This is a genomic window from Paraburkholderia sp. D1E (assembly GCF_052682275.1).
Genome location: NZ_JBQYMB010000001.1, coordinates 912,082 through 927,920, shown reverse-complemented (window position 1 = coordinate 927,920; position 15,839 = coordinate 912,082). Strand labels below are relative to the sequence as shown.

Annotated in this window: 14 protein-coding genes; 9 read left to right on the top strand and 5 right to left on the bottom strand. The window is 60.7% G+C overall.

The window, feature by feature from the left end; genetic code table 11:
• Positions 1-198: 198 nt before the first annotated feature.
• The gene (locus ACUN0E_RS04335) at positions 199-1,308 is read right to left on the bottom strand and encodes a polyamine ABC transporter substrate-binding protein (protein ID WP_445565761.1); all 1,110 of its coding nucleotides are present in this window, start codon (positions 1,306-1,308) and stop codon (positions 199-201) included.
• A gap of 48 nt (positions 1,309-1,356) precedes the next feature.
• Positions 1,357-2,484 carry a DmpA family aminopeptidase gene (locus tag ACUN0E_RS04330; protein ID WP_445565760.1) on the bottom strand — a complete coding sequence of 376 codons (1,128 nt, stop codon included), beginning with the start codon at positions 2,482-2,484 and terminating at the stop codon, positions 1,357-1,359.
• A gap of 140 nt (positions 2,485-2,624) precedes the next feature.
• On the opposite strand from ACUN0E_RS04330, the gene ACUN0E_RS04325 reads away from it, so the two are divergent.
• The 8 genes from ACUN0E_RS04325 to ACUN0E_RS04290 all read left to right on the top strand — a co-directional run bounded on the left by ACUN0E_RS04325 (position 2,625) and on the right by ACUN0E_RS04290 (position 11,949).
• Positions 2,625-3,443, top strand: coding sequence for a response regulator transcription factor (locus tag ACUN0E_RS04325; protein ID WP_445565759.1), 819 nt, complete (start codon positions 2,625-2,627; stop codon positions 3,441-3,443).
• A gap of 173 nt (positions 3,444-3,616) precedes the next feature.
• Positions 3,617-5,014: a MocR-like ectoine utilization transcription factor EhuR gene (gene ehuR, locus ACUN0E_RS04320; RefSeq protein WP_445565758.1), complete on the top strand. Its 1,398-nt coding sequence runs from the start codon at positions 3,617-3,619 to the stop codon at positions 5,012-5,014.
• A gap of 165 nt (positions 5,015-5,179) precedes the next feature.
• Positions 5,180-6,184, top strand: a complete 1,005-nt coding sequence (gene eutB / locus ACUN0E_RS04315) for a hydroxyectoine utilization dehydratase EutB (protein ID WP_445565757.1) — start codon at positions 5,180-5,182, stop codon at positions 6,182-6,184.
• A complete protein-coding gene (locus tag ACUN0E_RS04310; RefSeq protein WP_445565756.1) occupies positions 6,181-7,182 on the top strand; it encodes a cyclodeaminase in 1,002 nt (333 codons plus the stop codon). Before eutB ends, ACUN0E_RS04310 begins: the two co-directional genes overlap by 4 nt.
• A 112-nt stretch (positions 7,183-7,294) precedes the next feature.
• Positions 7,295-8,332 (top strand): N(2)-acetyl-L-2,4-diaminobutanoate deacetylase DoeB, encoded by a 1,038-nt coding sequence (gene doeB / locus ACUN0E_RS04305; protein WP_445565755.1) that lies wholly within the window; start codon positions 7,295-7,297, stop codon positions 8,330-8,332.
• A 7-nt stretch (positions 8,333-8,339) separates the two neighbouring features.
• The gene (locus tag ACUN0E_RS04300; protein ID WP_408519385.1) at positions 8,340-8,831 is read left to right on the top strand and encodes an Lrp/AsnC family transcriptional regulator; all 492 of its coding nucleotides are present in this window, start codon (positions 8,340-8,342) and stop codon (positions 8,829-8,831) included.
• A 143-nt stretch (positions 8,832-8,974) separates the two neighbouring features.
• Positions 8,975-10,510: an NAD-dependent succinate-semialdehyde dehydrogenase gene (locus ACUN0E_RS04295; RefSeq protein WP_445565754.1), complete on the top strand. Its 1,536-nt coding sequence runs from the start codon at positions 8,975-8,977 to the stop codon at positions 10,508-10,510.
• A gap of 41 nt (positions 10,511-10,551) precedes the next feature.
• Complete coding sequence (locus tag ACUN0E_RS04290; RefSeq protein ID WP_408508392.1) at positions 10,552-11,949, top strand: aspartate aminotransferase family protein; 1,398 nt, start codon at positions 10,552-10,554, stop codon at positions 11,947-11,949.
• A gap of 158 nt (positions 11,950-12,107) precedes the next feature.
• Here the strand turns inward: ACUN0E_RS04290 and ACUN0E_RS04285 are convergent, their stop codons facing one another.
• The 3 genes from ACUN0E_RS04285 to ACUN0E_RS04275 all read right to left on the bottom strand — a co-directional run bounded on the left by ACUN0E_RS04285 (position 12,108) and on the right by ACUN0E_RS04275 (position 15,017).
• The gene (locus tag ACUN0E_RS04285; RefSeq protein ID WP_445565753.1) at positions 12,108-13,202 is read right to left on the bottom strand and encodes an alcohol dehydrogenase family protein; all 1,095 of its coding nucleotides are present in this window, start codon (positions 13,200-13,202) and stop codon (positions 12,108-12,110) included.
• Positions 13,203-13,261: 59 nt separating this feature from the next.
• Complete coding sequence (doeA, locus tag ACUN0E_RS04280; RefSeq protein ID WP_445565752.1) at positions 13,262-14,482, bottom strand: ectoine hydrolase DoeA; 1,221 nt, start codon at positions 14,480-14,482, stop codon at positions 13,262-13,264.
• A gap of 289 nt (positions 14,483-14,771) precedes the next feature.
• The gene (locus ACUN0E_RS04275) at positions 14,772-15,017 is read right to left on the bottom strand and encodes a hypothetical protein (RefSeq protein ID WP_408519483.1); all 246 of its coding nucleotides are present in this window, start codon (positions 15,015-15,017) and stop codon (positions 14,772-14,774) included.
• On the opposite strand from ACUN0E_RS04275, the gene ehuA reads away from it, so the two are divergent.
• On the top strand, positions 14,914-15,780 hold the full coding sequence (gene ehuA, locus ACUN0E_RS04270; RefSeq protein WP_445570377.1) for an ectoine/hydroxyectoine ABC transporter ATP-binding protein EhuA: 867 nt from the start codon (positions 14,914-14,916) through the stop codon (positions 15,778-15,780). The genes ACUN0E_RS04275 and ehuA overlap by 104 nt on opposite strands.
• Positions 15,781-15,839 lie beyond the last annotated feature (59 nt).

Sequence of the window (15,839 nt, the reverse complement as noted above, 5' to 3'; positions counted from 1 at the left end):
TCCACGGGCATTGCGGGCGCTATCGTGCATGCCGCAAACGTTTGGCGAAGCATGTCATGGTGCAATCATGACTGACGATGAACGGCGACGCACCGGGTACGTGCATCGCCGGGCGTCGTAATCGCTACTGCGCGGTGTTCGCCGGCCATCCCGCGCTGAGGATTTCGCGGGAACCCTGTGCGCCTTGGCAACCTCAGGTCAGCGCCCTGCCTTGAGTTGCGTCCACAGCCTGTTTTCAAGGCGAAGGATATCGGCCGGCAAAGGCAACGACAGTGTGAGCGATTTCATCCTTTCACCGCGTGGATAGACCGCTTCGTTATCGAGGATGGCCGGCTTCACATAAACACGCGCAGCGGCGTTAGCGTTTGGATAGAAAACCTGATTGGTGATCGCCGCGCTCACCTTGGGTTGAAGGATGTAATTGATCCATTGCATCGCCGCTTCCGGATGCGGCGCGTCTTTTGGAACACCCATCAGATCGAACCACAGCACGCCGTCGCCTTTTGGAATCATGTAGCGAATCTCATAAGCGCGATGTGCTTCTTCTGCACGGCGCTTCGCGATGCCGACGTCGCCGGACCACGCTAGCGCGATGCAGACATCGTTATTGGCCAGGTCGTTGATGTAACCGGAAGAATTGAACTGGGTGATGTAGGGGCGAATCGTTTTGAATAGCTGGTACACCGCCTGATAATCCGCGGGGTTGGTGCTATTGGAATCCTTATGCAGGTATATCAGCCCAACCGAGAATGCGTCTTCCGGAGAGTCGAGCACTGAAACGCCGCAGCTTTTCAGCCTGGATACGTATTGTGGATCAAACAGCAGGTTCCAGCTATCGTAGGGCGCGTCCTTGCCCAAAATCTGCGTCACCTTCGTGACGTTGTAACCGATGCCGTCCGTTCCCCATGACCACGGCACTGTGTATTGATTGCCGGGATCGGCTGACGCAAGCATTTTCATGAGCATGGGATCCAGATTAGCCAGATGTGGAATCCTGCTTTTGTCGAGTTTCCGATAGACGCCCGCCTGGATCTGTTTGCCGGCGTAGGAGGACGACGGCACCACCACGTCATAGCCCGATGAACCGCTTAGCAACTTTGCCTGCAAGGTATCGTCGCCGTCATAGACGTCGTATCGCGTATGAATCCCCGTTTCCTTTTCGAAGCCCGACACCGTGTCGTCGGCAATATTGTCCGACCAGTTGTAGAGGTTCAGTTCTTCGGCTTTAGCATGGTTTGTCGTCGCAGCAAGCATCCCCGACGCTGCGAGAATTCCTGTGACAACAGTGATGAGATGGCGAGAAGTCATATATGGCCTTTCGGTTTTATTGAAGGATCTCAAGCAGGGGGAGAGGAGTCAGTCAGCGAATGGGTGGTCTGCGTGATCTGCGCCGCGACGCCAGCCGACTTGCTCCAGTGCTTTTAGTAGCCGGGCGGTCCCGAGCGCGGTGACATGAACGCCTCGTCCGTTCATATCCTCCGCAGCAACCAGTGCGTTGAGAATGGCCTCTTCGACCGCTTCCGCAGCCGCGACGAATAGCGCAGACATGAAATCCTGGCTGACACTGCGCACGCTGATGACCGGCTCGCCCGCCTTGCCGTAATCCGCCGGCGGTATGCCGCGGTTACCTACCGAGAAGGCGACGAAGATATCGCCACTGGAGTATTCGGTGCCGCCGCCCACACGCGCCAAGCCAATGCTTGCGCGTCGTGCAAGTTGCTCACATTGATGCGGAAGAAGCGGCGCGTCGGTCGCGAGCGTCACCACAATCGATCCCATTCCGGGGACACCTGCCTGACGCCGGTCGAATGGCGACGGCAGATTCCGCAGCGCCTCGCCAACGGGATAGCCCGCTACCCGCAGCGCGTCGCGACGGCCGTAGTTGGCCTGGACCAAAGCGCCCACGCACCAACCGCCGTCGTCCGCTGCGAGCTTGCGTGAGGCTGTGCCAATGCCTCCTTTGAATTCGTGGCAAATCATGCCGGTGCCGCCGCCCACCGAGCCCTCGGCGACAGGGCCGCTACGGGCCTGCGCCTGTGCTTCGTGGACATGTGTTGCGGTGACGTGCTGTCCCCAGATGTCGTTCAGTACGCCATCAAAAGTTTCCAGCACCACCGGCATACACCAATACTGGCTGTCGCCGACCCATTCGCGTTCGGCGGCGACCAGTGCATCGCGAACCACGCCGACGCTGTGTGTGTTGGTGTAGGCAATGGGCGTACTCAACAAGCCGGATTCGCGTATCCATTCCAGACCGGTGGCATCGCCGTTTCCGTTGAGCACGTGACAGCCGGCAAAACATGGATCAAACCGCGCGATGCCGGCGCGTGGCTCGATGATGGTCACGCCGGTTCGAATCGATACTTCTGCCCGATTTTCGACCAGGGTACGATGCCCCACTCTTACGCCTTGCACGTCGGTGATGCTATTAAATGGACCAGGCGTGCCGTGGCCAACTCGAACACCGATGTCTCTGATACCCATACCTGTCTCCTGTGTTGCTCGTTGCGAGCAAGCCTGCCGGCGCGCATGCGTCGGGGTATTGCGATGGTAGGGTGGGGCGTAGCCGGTGAAAATCAGGCCGAAGGGCTAGAACGATGGAGCGAACTACCCCGTTAGGGGTAGTGGAGGAAACTGGCATGCAGCTTGAAGTAGCGGACGTTGCATTTCATCAGCGGCTCGGGCGTCTGGTCGAAAAACTCGACGACAGGCAGTTCTGGCCTGCGCTGATCGATCTATTGCGCAGAGTGGTCCACTTTGACAACTGGGTGGTGATGGTTTTCTGGCCCGCCGGGAAGCCGCAGCTGATTGCGGAGATCCAGGCTCGCACGTCGAACGACGAACTGTTCAAGGGGTATCTGAACAACGTCTATTTGCTGGACCCTTTCTATCAATTCAGCCTGGGCGCGATCAGTCCGGGCGTGTATTGCCTCGACGAAGTTGCGCCCGATCACTTTCGGGAAACCGAATATTTTCGTCGTTATTTTTCAGTGAACGTGCTGGAAGACGAGGTGCAGTTTTTAGCACCTCTGCCCGCGGGAGGAACGCTGTCTGTGTCGATAGGGAGTGAACGCCGCTTTAGTTCGACTGAAATCGGCACCCTCTGTCTCTACGGCGCATGGCTGCTTCCGTTGATGCGCCATACCCTGGCGGCGCAGAAAGCGGTACTCCCCCCGGCGGTGAGTTCTGCCGCCGGAAACGACCGGCGTATTCACTTCGAACAGGCGTTGCGCAAGCGGTCCAATGCGTCGCTGACCAATCGCGAAATTGAAATCGCCCTGCTGATTCTGGCGGGTCACTCGACCAAAAATATGGCGAGGCAGCTCGGCGTGTCACCCGCCACCGCCAAGGTTCACCGGCGCAATCTCTACAGAAAACTGGATATCTCATCCCAGTCGACGCTGTTTCTGCTCATCATGGACGAAGAACCGGACGCAAGCTGATGCGAACCGATTCCGATTGATCTGAGCGGCCGGTGCCGCCCCCGCAAATTGCACGATACAAACCCCTATTTTTGCTCGTCAATGCACTAGGACAATTATTTTTGTGCAGTGTTTGGCCTCACTATTGAGGTGGAGTGGACATAGGCGGGGTCCGACGACAACGGAGGGCAGCGGTGATCGAGCAGTGGCGGGATGCCGTGCGCGCGGTGCACGGCGTGGAATCGAAATATAAACGGCTGGTCAAGGCGATCGCGGGCGACATCGAAAGCGAGTCGTTGCCGGCGGGCGCGCGCCTGCCGCCGCAGCGCGACGTCGCCTCGGAACTGGCGATCAGCGTGCAGACGGTGACCAATGCCTACAAGGAACTGGAGCGGCAGGGGCTGATCCGCTGCGAGGTGGGCCGCGGCAGCTTCGTGGCGGCGCGCGTCACGGAAACCATGTCGAGCTATATGCTCGACACGGCCGAGCGTTCGGTGGTCGATTTTTCGATTGCGCGCATCATCCATACGCCGGAACACGACGCTATGTGGCGCAAGGTCTGCGCGACACTCTCGACGCTCGAGGACCAACCCTGGATTCGCGCGTTCCGGCCTATTGCGGGCTTCGAGCATCATCGGCAGGCGGGGATCGCGTGGCTCGCGTCGCTGGGCATGCCGGCTTCGGCGGATACGCTGCTAGTCACGAATGGTGCGGCGCACGGCATCTTTCTGGCACTGGCTTCGCTCGTGGGGCCGGGTGACACGGTACTGTGTGAGAGCCTCACGGATCATGGCGTGATCGGCTCGGCGAATGTACTGGGCTTTACGCTGAAAGGCCTCGAGATCGACGAATACGGTATTCATCCCGAACACTTCGAGGAGATGTGCGATAGCGAACGCATCACGGCCCTTGTCTGCACGCCCACGCTGAACAATCCCACCGTGGCGCTCATGCCCGATTCGCGGCGCCGCGCGATTGCGAAAATCGCCGAACGCTACGGCGTTTACGTGATCGAGGACGATGTCTACGGTCCTTTGCCTGCGAAGCATGGCACGCCGATTTCGAGTCTGATTCCCGATCTGTCGTTCTATTGCACGAGCCTGACGAAGTCGGTGATGACCGGTTTGCGGATCGGCTACCTCGCTACCCCGCGGCGGCTCGCGCTGCGCGCTGAAAGCGTGTTGCGTGTGAGCAGCTGGATGGCGACTTCGCCGATGGCCGAAGTGGCGACGCGCTGGATCGTCGACGGGACTGCCGAACGGCTCGTGGAAATACAGCGCGAACGTCTGGGACGGCGTCAGGCGCAATTGCAGCAAACGTTGGGTAAATACGTGCTTGGCGCGCATCCACAGGCACTGTCCGCCTGGCTGCGCGTGCCCGACCACTGGCATACCGACCGTCTGGTGAGGGAGCTGCGTAACCGCGATATTGCCGTGACTTCGCCTGATCCATTTCTGGTGCGCGACGCGGACCGGCCGAATGCGGTGCGTATCTGCGTCGGTGCCGAGGTCAGCGAGGAAACCTATAAAGGCGCACTGGAAACAATGCGCGACGTGTTCGAGCAGTACCCGCAGGTGCATGATTTCACCTGACTTCGATCGGATTTCGCACTGCTCGCGTGAAATGAACTAGGACAATGGAAATCGTTTTTTAGAACATTAGACTGGACTGCATTGAAAAACGATGCGGCCGCAATCAGCGTGACAACGCAGGCGCGACAGCATCGGAATTGAACCCTTTCGTGCAGGGCCGCGTTCATGTCCGTTCTGTCGTTAGCCGATGTCTATCGCGCGCGTCGCCGTATCGCGGGGCGCGTTTGTCATACGCCGCTCATCGAATCGCAGAGTCTGTCGGAGAAGGCGGGCACAGCGGTTTTTCTGAAACTCGAAACCGTGCAGCCGACCGGCAGCTTCAAGCTGCGCGGCGCCACCAATGCACTCGCTCGCCTTGCCGAACAGGGTTGCCGGAAAGTCGTGACTGCCTCGACGGGCAATCACGGCCGCGCGGTGGCGCATGCGGCCCGCGCGCTGGGTATCGACGCGACCGTCTGCATGTCCGCGCTCGTACCGGCGAATAAAGTGCAAGCCGTGCGCGCACTCGGCGCGCAGGCGCGGATTGTCGGCAAGAGCCAGGATGAGGCCGAACATGAAGCGTTGAGACTGGTACGCGAAGAAGGTTTCGCCTACGTCCCGCCATTCGACGATCTGCATGTGATCGCCGGTCAGGCGACCATCGGACTGGAAATCGTCGAGGCGTTGCCGGATGTCGCGAACATCGTCGTGCCGCTGTCCGGCGGTGGCCTGTTTGCGGGCATTGCGATCGCGGCTAAAAGCGCGAATCGCGCGATCGGCCTGATCGGTGTGACGATGGCACGTGGCGCCGCGATGCATGCGAGTCTCGCGGCCGGCCAGCCGGTGCTGGTCGAAGAAGTCGAAACGCTCGCAGATTCGCTGGGCGGCGGCATCGGACTCGAAAACCGCTATACCTATGCGCTCACGCGCGATCTGATCGACGACACCGTGCTGCTCAGCGAGGCGTCGATTGCACGCGGCATCGCACATGCATACCGGCATGAGCGCCTCGTTGTGGAAGGCGCGGCGGCTGTAGGCATCGCCGCCTTGCTTGATGGCGTGCTGCCTGCCGAGCGCATCAAACGTGGGCCGCTCGTGCTCGTCGTGACGGGCGCCAACATCGATATGGATCTGCATCGCCAGATCGTAGACACCGCGTCGCCCCAAGCTGATTCACACACCATTCTATGACCTCGATCACGCTCCTTGGCGAAGCTGAGCTTCGCGAACTCGTGCCGCTCGACCTTGCCGCCATCGACCAGGTGGAAGCCGCCTTTCTCGCGCTCGCTACCGAAGCTGTTGCGATGCCACCGATCCTGCGGCTCGATCTGCCGGAACATAACGGCGAAGTCGACGTCAAGACAGCCTGGCTGCCGAGTTTCGATAGTTTCGCGATCAAGGTGAGTCCGGGGTTCTTCAACAATCCGTCGCTCGGCTTACCGAGTCTGAATGGCCTGATGCTGGTGTTATCGGCAAAGACGGGGCTGACCGAAGCAGTGCTGCTCGACAACGGTTATCTGACGGCCGTGCGCACGGCGGCGGCCGGCGCGGTCGCGGCGCGTTGGCTGGCGAAACAGCACACGCCGCAAGTCGCGGTGCTGGGCGCCGGCGAGCAGGCACGTTTGCAATTGCGCGCATTGAAGCTGGTGCGTCGCGTCGAACACGTGCGCGTATGGGCGCGCGATCCGGGCAATGCGCAACGTTTCGCTGCGGAGATGAGCGCCTCGCTCGGCGTGCAATGCGATGTTGCACGTGATGTCCACCATGCGCTCGCCGAAGCGGACATCGCGATCACCACGACGCCAAGCCGCACACCGCTGATCGACATCACCGACCTGCATCCAGGTTTGCACATCACCGCGATGGGTTCGGACGCCGAGCACAAGAATGAAATCGCGCCGGCAGCGCTCGCCGCGGCGCGCTATGTATGCGACCGTGCACAACAAACGCGCGTGCTGGGCGAGTTGCATCACGCGCTGAATGCCGGCGTGATGCATGCCGGTGCCGCGATAGCGGAACTGGGTCAGGTGATTGCCGAACAGGCCGTGGGCCGCGCCAATGAAAGCGACGTGACGATCTGCGACCTGACCGGCACCGGCGCGCAGGATACCGCGATTGCCTCGCTTGCATTGAAGCGAGCGCATGCCACGAGCGCAGGGACGATTTTTCGCAACGACGCGAAGCGCTAAGAGCGGCCTATGTCTGAAACAACATGACCGGGACAGGATACGAGCATCGGTGTTCCGGCGTCGAAACGTTCTACAACACGCCGCACAAGCTGTTCGTGAGGGAGTAATGCATATGCGGGCATCACCTATTCAGCCGACGGTCGATTTCAACGCCGATGGCGAACAACACGGCTTTCTGAAGCTGCCACACTCGCACGACACATCCGCGTGGGGCGCGGAGATGATTCCGGTCACGGTGGTCCGCAACGGAGAGGGACCGACGGCGCTCCTCACCGGCGGCAATCACGGCGATGAATACGAAGGCCCGATTGCGTTGTCGAAGCTGGCCGCAACCTTGAACACCGACGACGTGAAAGGGCGCGTGATCATCGTGCCATTCATGAATTTTCCCGCGTTCCGCGCGGGCAGCCGCACGTCGCCGATCGATCGCGGCAATCTGAACCGCAGCTTTCCCGGCAAACCGGATGGCACGATCACCGAGAAGATCGCCGATTATTTTCAGCGCTATCTGTTGCCGCTCGCCGATTACGTGCTCGATCTGCACGCTGGCGGGCGAACGCTCGATTTCGTGCCGCTTGCTGCGATTCACCTGCTGCCCGATGCCAGTCAGCAGGCCCGGTGCGAAGCGGCGATGCGCGCATTCGGCGCGCCGTATTCGATGCGGATGCTCGAACTCGATAGTGTCGGCCTGTACGACACAGCGGTCGAAGAAGCGGGCAAGGTGTTTGTGTCGACCGAACTTGGCGGCGGCGGCACGGCGACGGTGCAAAGCGTAGCGGTGGCGGAGCGCGGCGTGCGAGGCTTCCTGCAGTATGCGGGCATCCTTGGGCGAGACGAAGCTGGGCGTCATTCCGGGCACCCGACCTCGCGTACCACGACGCTGCTCGACATGCCCGATGGCACCTGTTTTACGACGAGCGAACACGACGGTCTGCTGGAGTTGTGCAAGGACCTCGGCGAAACGGTTGAAAGCGGCGAAGTGATCGCACGGATTCACGACGCATCGCGTACCGGCGGCGTACCCGTCGAATATCGCGCGCGCCGTGGCGGCCTGCTCGCGGCCCGGCATTTTCCGGGCCTCGTGCGGATCGGCGATACGGTGGCGGTGGTGGCCGATGTCGTCGAGCGCGGCATACCGGTGGGAGTCTGAGCGCACGATGAAACTCGACCGTTTCGATCTGGCGATTCTGCGCATCCTCGCGCGCGACGGACGCATCACGAAGTCGCGTCTCGCTGAGGAGATCAATCTGTCGATCTCGCCGGCGTGGGAGCGCGTCAAGCGTCTGGAAGAAGGCGGTGTGATTCGCGGCTATCGCGCGGATATCGACTGGATACGCGCCTTCAAGGGCAGCCGCGTCGTGGTCGAGGTGACGCTCGCACGTCACACCGCGCAGGACATGCGGCGCTTCGAAGAGCGGATCGCCGCGGCACCGGAGGTTGTGCAATGCCACGCAACGGGCGGCGGCGTTGACTATGTGATGCACGTGATGTCGCGCGACATCGACCACTATCAGCGGTTTATCGATTCACTCCTGACCGACGAACTGGGTATCGAAAAGTACTTTACGTACATCGTCACGAAGGTGGTGAAGAGCAGCACGGAAGGGTTGCCGGACTGGGCAGAACAAACGATCGGCGACGACGGTTGAAGCGCATGGCGATCGCGCCAGAAAATCGCCATGTGTCACGGCAAAATCCAGAAAAAACGCTGACTTTGCGACGCTTCAACCAAAAAAACCACATCGCTGCCGGTCGTACAGTAACAGACATACATCGCATACAGGAGGTCGTCATGTTGCTGGGTCATCCGGTCCTATTCAAATCGCTGTGCTACGTTGACGGACGCTGGATACACAGCGCGAGCGCCGCGAGTATCGCCGTGCAGAATCCCGCCGACCAGCAAGTACTCGGCCACGTGCCAATGCTCGACGCCTCACAAATCACCGAAGCAGTCGACGCGGCGCAGCGCGCGTTCTCTACGTGGCGCTGGCTGCCGGTTGCCAAACGCACAGCACTGCTGTTGCGCTGGCATGAGCTGATTCTGCGCCATCAACATGATCTGGCTGCGATTCTGTCGCTCGAACAGGGCAAGCCTCTCGCCGAAGCACGCGGAGAAATCGCCTATGGTGCGAGTTTCGTCGAATGGTTTGCGCATGAAGGGCGACGCCTGAACGGCCGCACAATTCCCACGCATATCGACGGCGCGCATCTGGGCACGGTGATCGAACCCGTCGGCGTGGCAGCGCTGATCACGCCATGGAATTTCCCCTGCGCGATGATCACACGCAAGGCCGCCGCCGCGCTCGCCGCAGGTTGTACTGTGGTGGTGAAGCCCGCGCATGAAACGCCGTTCTCCGCACTCGCCCTCGCACAACTGGCGGAAGAAGCGGGTTTTCCCGCGGGCGTATTCAATGTTGTGCTCGGCGAACCGCAAATGGCGATGGAAACGCTAGTACGCGATACCCGGGTGCGCTCGGTGAGCTTCACCGGTTCAACGCGCGTCGGTGCGTTGGTCATGCAGACCGCGGCCCAGGCCGGCATCAAGAAGACGGCACTGGAACTCGGCGGCAACGCGCCCTTCATTGTGACCGAAGACGCCGACCTCGCTCAGGCCGTAAGCGTGGCGATCGCGGCGAAGTTTCAGACTTCGGGTCAGGACTGCTGCGCGGCGAATCGCATCTTCGTTGCCCGGCCGCTGTACGAAGCGTTCGTTGCGCAATATAGCGAGGCCGTGAAAGCACTGAGGGTAGGTGCCGCATTCGAAGCAGACGTGGATGTCGGTCCGCTGATGCATCAAGCCGCGTTCGACACCACAGCGCAGCGCGTCGCCGAGGCCAAAGCGAAGGGCGCGCGCATCACCACCGGCGGCGCGGCCCATGAGCGCGGGGGCTGGTTCTTCGAGCCGACCGTGGTTGCGGACGCCGCGCCCGGCATGCGCATCTACGACGAAGAAAACTTCGCGCCGATCTCCGCAGTCTCGCCATTCGATTCGCTCGATGAAGCCATTGAGCGCGCGAACGACACCGAATACGGCCTCGTCGCCTATGTCTGCGCGAAAGACCTCAACACGGTGTTTCAACTGATCCGCCGTCTCGACTTCGCCATGGTGTCCGTGAACGGCGCGAAATTCACTGGTGCGCCGATTCCATTCGGCGGCATCAAATCGTCCGGACTCGGCCGCGAAGGCGGGGTTGAAGGTTTTGAGCCGTTTGTCGAAACCCGCTATTTCTGCCTCGGCCAGCTCGGCTTGCCGGTGACTGACAGTCTTCCCGCTCACCGCCTGGCTGCTGCAACGGCGGCTGCCGCGACGGCTGACGCGGCGGCCTGAGTCAACCCAACCCATTCAACGATCACACGAAGGAGCTTCCGATGACCCAACTCGACCAACTCTTCGACGCCGACCGCGCCCACTTCATGCACCCTTCGACGCACGCTCACGACCATGCGAGCGGGGCGCTGCCGGGCCGTATTGTGACCGGCGCGAAAGGCATCCGCATCGAGGACCATCAAGGCAAGTCGTATATCGACGCCTTCGCGGGTCTGTATTGCGTGAATATCGGCTATGGCCGCACCGAAGTAGCCGAAGCGATCTACGAGCAGGCCAAGAAGCTTGCCTACTACCACACGTATGTCGGCCACTCGACGGATACGATTATCGAATTGTCGTCGCGCATTATCGACTGGGCGCCGAAGGGCATGAAGAAGGTGTACTACGGCATGTCCGGTTCGGATGCGAACGAAACGCAGATCAAGCTCGTCTGGTATTACAACAACGTGAAGGGGCGCCCGAACAAGAAGAAGATCATCTCGCGCCAGCGTGGGTATCACGGTTCGGGAATCGTTACCGGCAGTCTGACTGGCTTGCCCAGCTTCCATCAATATTTCGACTTGCCGATCGAGCGTGTCAAACATACGGTGTGTCCGCACTGGTATCGGCAGGCGCCGGCCGGCATGAGCGAGGCGCAATTTGTCGCGTACTGTGTGGAAGAACTGGAAAAGCTCATTGCACAGGAAGGCGCCGATACGATCGCCGCCTTCATCGCTGAACCGGTGATGGGCACGGGTGGCATCCTGCCGCCGCCGGCCGGTTACTGGTCCGCGATCCAGCAGGTGCTGAAGAAGCACGACATCCTGATGATCTGCGATGAAGTGGTGTGCGGTTTCGGCCGCCTCGGCTCGAAGATGGGCGCGCAACACTACGGCATCACGCCGGACCTGATCACCGTGGCGAAGGGTTTGACCAGCGCGTATGCGCCGCTGTCGGGCGTGATTGTCAGCGAAGGCGTGTGGGACGTGATCGACAAGGCGTCGCAGGAATTCGGCGCGATGGGTCATGGCTGGACCTATTCAGGTCATCCGATCTGCGCCGCGGCGGCACTCGCGAACCTCGATATTCTCGAACGCGAAAACCTTACGCAGAACGCGGCGCAAACCGGTGCGTATCTGCTCGAACAGTTGCATGCGGCGTTTGATTCGCATCCGCTGGTTGGCGAAGTGCGGGGTGCCGGCATGCTGGCCGCGCTTGAGTTCATGGCCGACAAGGACGGCCGTCAACCGTTCGATGCAGCGCTGAAGGTCGGACCGCGCGTCTCCGCTGCGGCGTTGCAGCGTGGATTGATTGCGCGCGCCATGCCGCACGGCGATATTCTCGGCTTCGCGCCGCCGTTGGTTACGTCGCGCAACGACGTTGACGAGATCGTGAAGCTCGCACGTGAGGCGGTGGACGAAGTCGCGTCGCAGGTTTTTGCGCCGGCTGCTTCCGCGTAGCTAAATGGCGCGCCGGTTCGTGTGCCGCAGCGAATGCGGTGCGGCGCCGGCGCTGCTGATCAGTGATCGATCGTGAGGTGGTGTCGTGCGGTGGATAGAAAACAGCCGGAACAGCGGATGATCGCTGTTCCGGTTGCAATGTCATGCAGACCGTTTTTTCAAGCTCGTTTTGCTGCCGGTGTGTAATGCCGGTCCGGAATCACGACGATATTGCCCACGAAGCGCTTGGCCATGAATTGCGTTTGCGCTTCATGAAACTTCGACAAAGGATAGGTCGCGGCCAGAATCGGCTTGATCGTACCGGCCTGGATATAGTCGAGCACGCGTTTGAAAGCCGCGCGTGTCCCTTGCGAAGACCCGTTTAGCTGTAACTGCTTCAAATACATCGTGCGCAAATCCAGTTGGACTACAGGTCCGCCAATAGCACCCGCCGTGGTGTAGCGGCCTTCCGGCCTTAGCACGTTCAGCAGCTTGCCGAACAGCGCGCCGCCGACCAGGTCGGCCACCACGTCGACCGGCCGGCCGCCTGTCATCCGTTCGACATCCACGACAAAATTCTCGCTGTCGCGAAGCATCGCGCCTTCTGCACCGAGCTTGAGCACCGCAGCTTCCTTGCCTTTGCTAACCACCGCATACGGAATTGCACCACGCGCGCGGCATAGCTGAATGATTCCCGAACCGACGCCGCCGGAAGCGCCCGTAATCAGCACGGTTTCCCCACTCTTGACGGCGGCGCGTTCGATCATCTGTTCGCCGGTGTGATAGGCACACCAGAACGTCGCTAGCTCGGCATCGGAGTAAGTGGAATCGACGCGATGTGCGTTCTCCGCGGGTACTGCTGTGTATTCGGCGTATCCGCCATCTCGGCCGTGGCCGATGTAGTCGATATCGGCGAGGCTGTCGTCGTCGCGGTTATAGATCGATGCATCGACGATCACGCGTTCGCCGACACGTGCATCGCTGACTCCGCTGCCCACTGCGACCACGCGCCCGACAATATCCGCACCCTGAACGCGCGGAAACGACAGCGTCGAGCGGCCCCGCCGCCACGTGGAGACGGCTTGCGGGTCGTCATCCGTGCCATATGCCCCCTCGCGAACCCAGACGTCGGTATTGTTCAGCCCACAAGCGGTTACTTCGAGCAACACTTCGCCCGCTTTGCACATGGGAACCGGCACGTCGTCGCGATAGACGAGTTTGTCGAGGCCGCCGTGGGCCGTCAGCACGACAGCCTTCATTGTCTTCGGAAGCATGTTTCCCCTTACGTATTCCTGTGCGCGTCGCGGTCGCGGCGGCACAGGGGTTGACGGGTTTACGGTTTGACGAACAGTTTGCGCGGCGTATTGCAGAAGGTCTCGACGCCGGTTTCGGTAATCAGGATGCTTTCGGTGATTTCGAGTCCCCAGTCGTCGAGCCACAGGCCCGGCATGAAGTGAAACGTCATGCCCGGTTCGAGGACCGTTTTGTCCCCCGGCCGAAGGCTCATCGTGCGTTCGCCCCAGTCCGGTGGATAGCTTGCGCCGATCGGATAGCCGCAGCGGCTGTTTTTCTCGATGCCGTATTTGTGCAGCACCGCGAAGAACGCGTGGGCGATGTCTTCGCACGTGTTGCCGGGTTTGGCTGCGGCGAGACCCGCTTCAATGCCTTCCACCACCGCGCGCTCGCCGTCGACGAAATGCTTTGGCGGCTTACCGAGGTAAACGGTGCGTGACTGCGGGCAGTGATAGCGCTTGAAGCAGCCGGCGATTTCGAAGAACGTGCCGGCATCTTTGGCGAAGGGCGTGTCGTCCCAGGTCAGATGCGGAGCGGCGGCATCGGCGCCGGTGGGCAACAGCGGCACAATTGCCGGGTAGTCGCCGCCGTAACCGTCTACGCCGGTAATGCCTGCCGAGTAGATCTCGGCGACCAGGTCGTTTTTGCGCATGCCGGGTTCGATCCGCTCGACGATATGCGCGTGCATCTTCTCAACAATGCGAGCAGCCACGCGCATGTATTCGATTTCACGCGGCGATTTAACGGCGCGCTGCCAGTTCACGAGACTGGTCGCGTCCTGCCATTTCGCCTTGGGAAGATGAGCGACGAGCGAACGATAGGCCGCGGCGCTGAAATAGTAGTTGTCCATTTCCACGCCGATCTTCAGTGCGCCCCAGCCGCGCGCCTCGATCACCTCGCGGGCGAGGTAATCCATCGGATGCCGCACGGGAGATTGCACGTAATGATCCGGATAGCCGACGATCTGCTCGTGCTCCATGAACACGGTGCGCTTTGCACCATTCGCGTCCTGGCCGCGGCCAAACCAGACCGGTTCGCCGTCTAGCGCGAGCAGCACGCACTGATGCACGTAGAACGACCAACCGTCGTAACCGGTGAGCCACGCCATGTTGGTCGGATCGGACACGATCAGAAGTTCGATCCCTGCAGCCTGCATCGCTTTACGCGTTTTGCCGATACGGGCGGCGTATTCGGCACGTTCAAACGGCAGGCGTACGACGGGTGCCGTGGTTCGCGGTTCCTGTTGCGTTGTATCTGACATCTTCCCCTCTCTCTGGCGTGACGTCGTTGCGGAAAGTGGTGACCCATGAACGCAGTGAGACACCTGTAGGCATTTCTGGCCGCAGTCTAATGCCGCGAAAAGCGGCTTTTAATGTGCTAGTTCAATCTTCATCGCGGGCCTGAACCGGGGGCGCGCAACTCGGCGACGTCGCCGTGATCTGTTTCGCGCTCTGCTCATAGGTGTTGTCCCTGGCGCGTATGCCGGTTTCTTGCCCTGTCGGTCTTTCGCCTCATAGCGCGGCCCGGATCTCCATGAAAAAAGAATTGTTCTAGGGCAATCGGAACGCAAATATGGCTTTGTATTCTGGTTTGCATAGTTCTTTGCCGGGCATCACCGCCGCATCACCTTCCATCGAGCCAGGTATGACGAACGGGAACCGAATCGATATGAAAACCGCGCGAGTCGCCGACATGCTGAGTGCTTCAGCCATCGCTCCGGCGACGCTTCCGTCGGCCTCTGCCGGCACCTTTCCGCCACGCCGGGAGGCACCGATGATGAAGCCGTTGATCAGCATCGATCGCATCACGAAGCGTTACGGCGCGCTGACCGTGCTCGACGAACTCTCGCTCGATGTGATGCCGGGCGAGAAACTCGCGCTAATCGGCCCGTCGGGTTCCGGCAAGACCACGATCCTGCGCATTCTGATGACGCTCGAATCGATCGATGGCGGCCACATCGAAGTGGACGGCGAACAACTGTTTCATATGCCGCATGGCGGCCAGATGGTGCCCGCGAACGAGCGCCACCTGCAGAAGATGCGCGAGAAGATCGGTATGGTATTCCAGCACTTCAATCTGTTTCCGCACAAGAGCGTGCTCGATAACGTGACGCTCGCGCCCATGCTGACCAAAGGTGAGAGCCGCGAGTCGGCGGAAAAACGCGCACTGGAACTACTCGACATGGTCGGTATGGCCGACAAGGCAAAGAGCCGCCCGGCGCAACTTTCCGGCGGCCAGAAGCAACGCGTGGCGATCGCGAGGGCGCTGGCCCTCGCACCCAAGATCATGCTTTTCGACGAAGTGACCTCCGCGCTCGACCCCGAACTCGTTGAAGAAGTATTGAACGTGATGCAGCGGCTCGCCAAAGAAACCGATATGACGATGCTGCTCGTCACGCATGAAATGGGTTTCGCCCACGATTTTGCGGACCGCGTGCTGTTTTTCGATCGCGGCAGGATCGTGGAGGAAGGTAAGCCCGAGGATATCTTCAGTCATCCAGAGCATGAGCGAACCCAGGCATTTCTCCGCAAGATCATCGCCGCGGGGCACCGGATCTGATCGACCAACACCACACAACTACGCACCCTTAACGTTGCACGCCACCACGCTTTAGGAGC